This is a genomic window from Micromonospora sp. NPDC049679, assembly GCF_040659735.1.
Lineage (GTDB): Bacteria > Actinomycetota > Actinomycetes > Mycobacteriales > Micromonosporaceae > Micromonospora_I.
Genome location: NZ_JBFANZ010000077.1, coordinates 1 through 7,131 on the forward strand (window position 1 = coordinate 1; position 7,131 = coordinate 7,131).

Below are 7,131 nucleotides of genomic sequence, written 5' to 3' on the forward strand. Positions count from 1 at the left end.
GCGAGCAGGAGGCCCGCCGCTACGGCGACTCCGAGCACCGTCAGGGAGACGGTCAACGCCGTGCGGTACTGGCTGTCGAGCTCTTTCGCCGTGGCCGAGCACGGTCACCACCGCGCCGTCGGCGACCCCCGCCGCCCGCAGCACGGTCACCATGCCCGGGACGTCAGTGTTGTCGGCGTACCACGAGCCGTCGGCGCGGCGTACGAGCGTGTTGGCCGCGCGGACCGCGGTCGCGACCGGCGCGACCTCATCGGCCACGGCGAGCGCGGCCTCCTTACCGGGCATGGTGACCGACAGCCCGGCCCACTCGGGGCCCAGCCCGCCAACCAGAGCGGGCAGCTCCTCCGCACCGCACTCGAGCGCCGTGTACGACCAGTCGGTCAGGCCCGCCGCCGCGTAGCCGGCGTTGTGGATCACCGGTGAAAGCGAGTGAGCGATGGGGCGGCCGACCACCGCGGCCACCCTCTGCAATGGTTCAGGACCGCGCACCGTAGGTAGCGTAGTCGCTATCAGCCCTGACAACTCTCTCCCGGGTCGCACCCCGCGTAGACCTCCGGTCGAAACTTCAACAAGCCCCCGGCTGCCGCAGTCAGCCGGGGGCTTGTTCGTCGTCAGATGATCCCGGCCTCCCGGGATTTCGCCTCGTTGCGCTCGTGCTCTGCGTAGGTCTCGGCGAAGGCCGAGTGCCCCTGCTTGTCGATGGCCACGAAGTACAGCCACTTGCCGGCCGGCGGGTCCACCGCCCCCTGCAGCGCTTCCTTCCCCGGGTTGTTGATCGGGGTCGGGACCATCCCCTTGAGCTTGCGGTTGTACGGGTTCTTCGGGTCGTTGAGCTCACTGATCGTCATGTCCTTGGACGCCTTGGTCGGCTTGCCGCTGACCTCCAGCCAGTAGTTGACCGTGACGTCCATCTCCAGACAGGAACACGGGAAGGTATCGCTGTAGACGCGGTTGTAGGCGACCCGGGCAACCTTCCCGAGGTCGTCCTTGTTGCCCGCCTCGGCCTGGGCCAGCGACGCGACGATCAGCGCCTCGTACGGGCTGACCCCGCCCCGCTCCTTCTCCACCCGCTCGGCGAACTTCAACTCGCCGGCGACGTTAAGGAAACCCGTGACCATCTTCTTGATGATCTCCGCCGCGGTCATGTTCGGTTCGAGGTCATAGGTGTCGGGGAAGAGGAACCCCTCGATCGAGACCACGCTCTTCTTGCCGTCGTTGCGCTTGAACCACCAGTCGGGGATGCCGAGCGCGATCGGATCCTTCGCCGCCGCCTCGAACTCCTTCGCCGGGATCTTGGTGGCCGTCTCCAGCAGCTTGTAGGTCTGCTTGGCGGTGCGCCCCTCGGGGATGGTGAACTTGTTGGAGACCTTGCTGGTCACATCGAGCAGCAGGCCGAGCGCACTCTCGGCACTCATCTCCTTGCGCAGCTTGTAGGAGCCGGGCTGGATGTTCGTGCTCCGCACGTCGGCGTTCGCGGCGTCGACGAACGCCGCGGCGCTCTTCACCACGCCCTGCCGGACCAGGGTGTTACCCACCTCGGTCAGCGACTCGCCCTGCTTGATCTGGATGACCACCTCGCCGGCGCCGCTGCCGGAGTAGTCCGGAGCGCCGAAGATCCCCTGGACTCGGTCGAAGCCGTACCAGACCCCGCCGCCGAGCGCACCGAGCAGAAGGAACGTCACCAGCAGCGCGGCGATCGTCTTGCCGCGCCCGCCGCCGGCCTCACGGCGGGCCTGCTTCTTGCGGAAGCCGCGCCGGTGCCGCCCCTTCTCCGTGCGCTCGTCAAACGCGAGCTCCAGCTCGTCGATCATCACATCCGCCTCCGCTGCGCATCCAGCCAGCTCTGCAGGATCTCCACCGCGGCCGCCTGGTCGACCACCGCGCGTTGGCGCTTTCCCCTTACGCCACGCTCCGCCAGCCTACGGGTTGCGACCACGGTCGACATCCTCTCGTCGGCGAGTAGGACGGGGGCCGGCGCGATCGTCGGAGCCAGCTTCTGCGCATAGGCGGTGACGTGCTGGGCGGCGGGGCCGTGGGCGCCGGCGAGGTTCACCGGCAGACCGACGACCACCTCGATCGCCTCATGCTGCTCCACCAGACGCGCAAGCTCGGCGATGTCCGTGGGGACCGTGTCGCCCTCCGTGACGAGATCACGGGCGAGCGTCACCAGCGGACTGGCCAGGATCCCGTCCGGGTCGCAGATGGCCACGCCGACGCGGACCTTGCCGACGTCGACGCCGAGCCGAACTCCACGTACAAAACCACTCACACCGCACCCTCCCCCGGGACAACGCCGTCTGCGATCAAGGGCCTGCCCTCAGTGGTACGGAGACCACCGCCGGCAAGCCCTTGATCAACAGGAATTTCTTGACGCGCTCACGCCGCCTCGGCGACGGCCTTCTCCACCGCGGCCAGCAGATTGGACGCCTCCGCCGCCGGCAGGCCGCCACCCTGCGCCAGGTCGGCATTGCCGCCCCCGCGACCGGAGAGCGCCCCCTTGACCAGGTCGGCCGCGGAGATGCCCCGCCCCTTCGCCGCCGCATTGACCGCGACCACCAGCGACGCCTTGCCGCCCGAACGGGCAGACACCGCGACCACCGCCGGGCGCGCCGGATCGATCCTGCCCCGGATCTCCTGGGCCAGCGTCCGCACGTCGTTGCCCGCCGCGCCCTCGGGCGCCTCCGTGCCCACGTAGGCCACACCGCGGACATCCTTGGCCTGGCCTGCGAGTGCCCCGGCCCCGCCGAGCACGAGCTGAGCCCGGAGCTTCTCCAGCTCCTTCTCCGCGTCGCGCAACTGCGTGATCGTCTGCTCCACGCGCTCCCCGACCTGCTCCGTGGGGACCCGGTAGATCTCGGCGAGCCGCGAGACCAGCAGATGTTCCTTCGCGAGGAAGCTGAACGCGTCGATGCCGACCAGCGCCTCGACCCGGCGCACCCCGGAGCCGATCGACGACTCGGAGAGGATCTTCACCAGGCCCAGCTGTCCCGACCGGGCCACGTGCGTGCCACCGCACAGCTCACGGGCGTAGTCGCCGACCTCGACGACCCGCACCTCTTCGCCGTACTTCTCACCGAAGAGCGCCATCGCGCCCAGCCGGCGCGCCTCCTCCTGCGAGGTGATGAAGGCGTGCACCTCCAGGTCACTGAGGAGCACCTCGTTGACCTGCTGCTCCACGTCCCGCAGCACGCCCGCCGACACGGCGCCGGGGGTGTTGAAGTCGAAGCGCAGCCGCCCCGGCGCGTTGAGCGACCCGGCCTGCGTCGCCGACTCACCGAGGAAGTTGCGCATCGTCTGGTGCACAAGGTGGGTCGCGGTGTGCGAACGGGAGATCGCCCGGCGCCGCGTCACGTCGATCTCGGCGAACCCGGCCTCGCCGGTGCGCACCTCGCCCCGCACGACCCGGGCCTTGTGCACGATCAGCCCCGGCACCGGCTGCTGGACGTCGAAGACCTCCACCAGCCCCTCGCCGACGGTGACCCGGCCGACGTCGGGCTGCTGCCCACCACCTTCGGCGTAGAACGGCGTCGCGTCGAGCACCAGCTCGACCACCTCGCCCTCCCCCGCCACCGCCAGGGGCGCGCCGCCGTCACCGAGCAGCGCCCGTACCGTCGACTCGCGGGCCACCTCGGAATAGCCGGTGAACTGCACCGGGCCACCCAACTCCAGTGCCGAGCGGTAGGCGGAGAGGTCCACGTGACCGGTCTTACGGGCCTGCGCGTCCGCCTTGGCCCGGGACCGCTGGTCCGCCATCAGCCGACGGAAACCGTCCTGGTCCACCTGCAGGCCCTGCTCGGCCGCGATCTCCAGCGTCAGATCGATCGGGAAGCCGTACGTGTCGTGCAGCTGGAACGCCTTGTCACCGGAGAGCTTCGCGCCGCCGGCCGCCTTGGTCTCGGCCACCGCGGTGTCGAGGATGGTGGTGCCCGCCCGCAGCGTGGAGAGGAACGCGTCCTCCTCGGCGTACGCGTACTGGGAGATCCGGTCGAAGTCGGTGGCGAGCTCCGGGTAGGACGGCGCCATGCAGTCCCGCGCCACCGGCAGCAGCTCGGGCATCGCCCGTTCCTGCCAGCCCAGCAGCCGCATCGCACGGATCGCCCGGCGCATGATGCGACGCAGCACGTAGCCGCGCCCCTCGTTGGCCGGCGTCACCCCGTCGCCGATCAGCATCAGCGAGGTGCGCACGTGGTCGGCGATCACCCGCAGACGTACGTCGTCCGGGTGCGACTGTGACGCGATCTGGCTGGACTGCGCGCCGTAGCGCTTGCCGGTCAGCTCGGCCGCCCGGTCCAGGATCGGACGGACCTCGTCGATCTCGTAGAGGTTGTCGACCCCCTGCAGGATCGAGGCCATCCGCTCCAGGCCCATGCCGGTGTCGATGTTCTTGGCCGGCAGCTCCCCCAGGATCGGGTAGTCCTCCTTGCCGGTGCCCGGACCCCGCTCGAACTGCATGAAGACGAGGTTCCAGAACTCCATGTAGCGGTCCTCGTCGACCTCCGGCCCGCCCTCGCGGCCGTATTCCGGCCCGCGGTCGATGAAGATCTCGGAGCAGGGGCCGCACGGGCCGGGGATTCCCATCGACCAGAAGTTGTCCGCCTTGCCCCGGCGCACGATCCGCTCGACCGGCACCCCGACCTGCTTGTGCCAGATGTCGAAGGCCTCGTCGTCGTCGAGGTAGACCGTCGGCCAGATCCGTTCCGGATCGAGCCCGAAGCCACCGTCGGCGACCGACTTCGTGACCAGGTCCCAGGCGAGGCTGATCGCGCCCTGCTTGAAATAGTCACCGAAGGAGAAGTTGCCGTTCATCTGGAAGAACGTGCCGTGGCGGGATGTCTTCCCCACCTCGTCGATGTCCGGCGTGCGGATGCATTTCTGCACGCTCGCCGCCCGCGTGTACGGCGGCGCCTGCTGCCCGAGGAAATAGGGCACGAACTGCACCATGCCGGCGTTGATGAAGAGCAGATTGGGGTCGTCGATCGCCGGCAGCGGCGCGGACGGCACGATCGTGTGACCGTTGGCCTCGAAATGCGCGAGGAACCGTCGCTTGATCTCCGCCGTCTTCATCGAACGCCTTTCTGGGGATTGATCCCCTGCTCACCGGAGCGCGGGTCCTGTCCCGGCTCCGCGTCGTGCTGGTCGAACGCCACACCCTCGGCGAACGCGGCGTGGATCTCCTGCTCGCGCTCCGCCATGCCGTCGCGCACGTCGTCGACGAAGCTACGCACCGACTCCACAAGGCCGCCAGCGGATTCCGACAGCGACGCCGCCATGCCCGCCGGCGTGTAGGAGTGGGCCTTCTGGGTCACCTTGCGCACCACGAGAGCCCCGACGGCGAGCCCGACGCCCAACCACAGCAATCGCTTCATGGCTACATCCTCATCCTTGGCCGTACCTACTTCGTCGTCCTCGCACCGGCATGTGCCGCGGCACGCGGCAGGATCAGCGCCCGGCCCGGCGTGCCGCGCGGCGCTGCTGCTTCAGGGTGTCGCGCACCTGGCGTTCCTCGTCGGCGTGGCGCCGCGCGGACGCGGCCCGACGCACGCCGTAGCCGAGCGCGGCGACCTTGACCAGGGGGCTGGCGGCGGCCGCGGAGACCACGGTCACCAGGTTGGCGACATTGGCGGTGACGTTCTGGGCGTGACCGGTCATCGTGTCGATCTTCGCAAGCTGGATGTTCACCCCGTCGAGCGAGGTGTGCATCTGCCCCAGTGCGGTGTTGACGTTGTCCACCGTGGCGTTGACGTTGACCAGCAGCGGGCCGGTGCGCTCGTTGAGATCGTTGATCGCCCGGGTGGCCGCGTCGACCGTGTGCCGCAACCGCAGAATGGGCACGGCGAGCACGATGACCAGCATCAGAAATGCGCCCGCCGCCACCAAAGCCGCGATCTGTCCAGGGTTCACGCGTGTCCTCCTCAGCCGATCCGTCTCGGGTGCGCGATCGCCGTTGTCCCGACCCGCGCCGCGTCTTCCGGCTGATATCGCATCACCCGATATCGCATCAACCGAAAAACGCCCCACTCTGCGCCAACGTGCAGACCCTACCGTCCGTGACGGCTGACGGCCTCACGACGGTGACGGTGTCAGGTCGGAAAGAGGATCATCGGTGAAGACGGGGTCCGGAGTCTCCCCGGTGAACGAGGGACCGGTGCTCGGCTGAGGCTTGATGCGGTCGTCGTCAATGGCGTTGCGCACCTTCACTGACACGAGCGCGCCCTCACACTGGTCCTCGGCGCCGGGCGCGGGCGTGGCCGGAGCCCCGGTCGGCCCCACCGTGGGACGCAGCCGCAACGGGTCCTCGACGCATGAGGGCTGCCGCACCCACAGGTCGAGAGTGAGCTCGTCCCGCTTCCAACAGGTGTAATGCCCCTCCACCGGCTGCCCCGGGCAGAGCGCCGCCTTCCACGGCTGCCACCCCGCCCCCGCCAGCGCCTTCTCGTAGACCTGGGCCGTCTCTTCGGGCGCCTTCTCGGACTCGGCCGTCCGCTCACGGAACCGGCACTCGATCAGGCACCAGCGACTGCCGTTCACCTTGTCGTCGGTCTGCACGGCGGCCCACGCCGGCACTGACAGGCCGTCGAGAGCGTTGAACACCGGATCGCGGGTGGCCGCACGGATGCCGAAGTAGAGCGGCAGGGCGCCCAGAATCAGCAGGCTGACCATGACGAGCGCGAGCGTTCGCAATCGACGCTGCTCACGCATCTGCTTGCGCAGCTCCGACCGCGCGCCACGCAGCGCCGTCACACCGGCGGAGAGGCCTCGACCCGCCCCTCCCGGCGCCGCGTCCGCATCCGGTACGGCGTCGGCTCGGGTACCGGTGGGTGGCGCGCCGACCGCGGTCGCGGCGGCCGCCGGGCGTACCGGAACGGCCGCCTTGGCCGCCGCCGATGGTCCAGAGTGAACGGATGCGGCAGCCCGGGCGACCGGGGTCGCGCCCCCGTCCCGCCCGGTCGCCGGCGGGGTGCCGGGGCCGGGTCGGGCCGGTGGCACGGGGACGCTCGCCGCCGCGGCGACGGCGCCGGTCACGCCGGGAGTGGCACTCCATGTCACGACCGGTGATCTCCACGCCGTGCTTGCCGAGCGTGGTGACCCGGACCTTCACCCGATCGAGCACCTCGGCGTCGGTCAGTCCGG

At 69.8% G+C, this 7,131-nt stretch carries 6 protein-coding genes and 1 pseudogene; all 7 read right to left on the reverse strand.

The features are described from left to right. A pseudogene (locus tag AB0J06_RS26025) lies at positions 1-453 on the reverse strand (hypothetical protein); the annotation flags it as partial. 158 nt (positions 454-611) lie between these two features. Further along, entirely contained in the window at positions 612-1,811 is a 1,200-nt protein-coding gene (gene mltG, locus AB0J06_RS26030; RefSeq protein ID WP_357432267.1) for an endolytic transglycosylase MltG, read from the reverse strand. Next, positions 1,811-2,269, reverse strand: coding sequence for a Holliday junction resolvase RuvX (ruvX, locus tag AB0J06_RS26035; RefSeq protein ID WP_357432269.1), 459 nt, complete (start codon positions 2,267-2,269; stop codon positions 1,811-1,813). Before ruvX ends, mltG begins: the two co-directional genes overlap by 1 nt. Positions 2,270-2,376: 107 nt before the next feature. Beyond that, positions 2,377-5,064 carry an alanine--tRNA ligase gene (alaS, locus tag AB0J06_RS26040; protein WP_357432272.1) on the reverse strand — a complete coding sequence of 896 codons (2,688 nt, stop codon included), beginning with the start codon at positions 5,062-5,064 and terminating at the stop codon, positions 2,377-2,379. Then, the gene (locus AB0J06_RS26045; RefSeq protein WP_357432274.1) at positions 5,061-5,366 is read right to left on the reverse strand and encodes a hypothetical protein; all 306 of its coding nucleotides are present in this window, start codon (positions 5,364-5,366) and stop codon (positions 5,061-5,063) included. Before AB0J06_RS26045 ends, alaS begins: the two co-directional genes overlap by 4 nt. Before the next feature lie 73 nt (positions 5,367-5,439). After that, positions 5,440-5,901 (reverse strand): DUF948 domain-containing protein, encoded by a 462-nt coding sequence (locus AB0J06_RS26050; RefSeq protein ID WP_357432276.1) that lies wholly within the window; start codon positions 5,899-5,901, stop codon positions 5,440-5,442. Positions 5,902-6,063: 162 nt separating this feature from the next. Beyond that, the gene (locus AB0J06_RS26055) at positions 6,064-6,699 is read right to left on the reverse strand and encodes a hypothetical protein (protein ID WP_357432278.1); all 636 of its coding nucleotides are present in this window, start codon (positions 6,697-6,699) and stop codon (positions 6,064-6,066) included. Between the last annotated feature and the right edge of the window lie 432 nt (positions 6,700-7,131).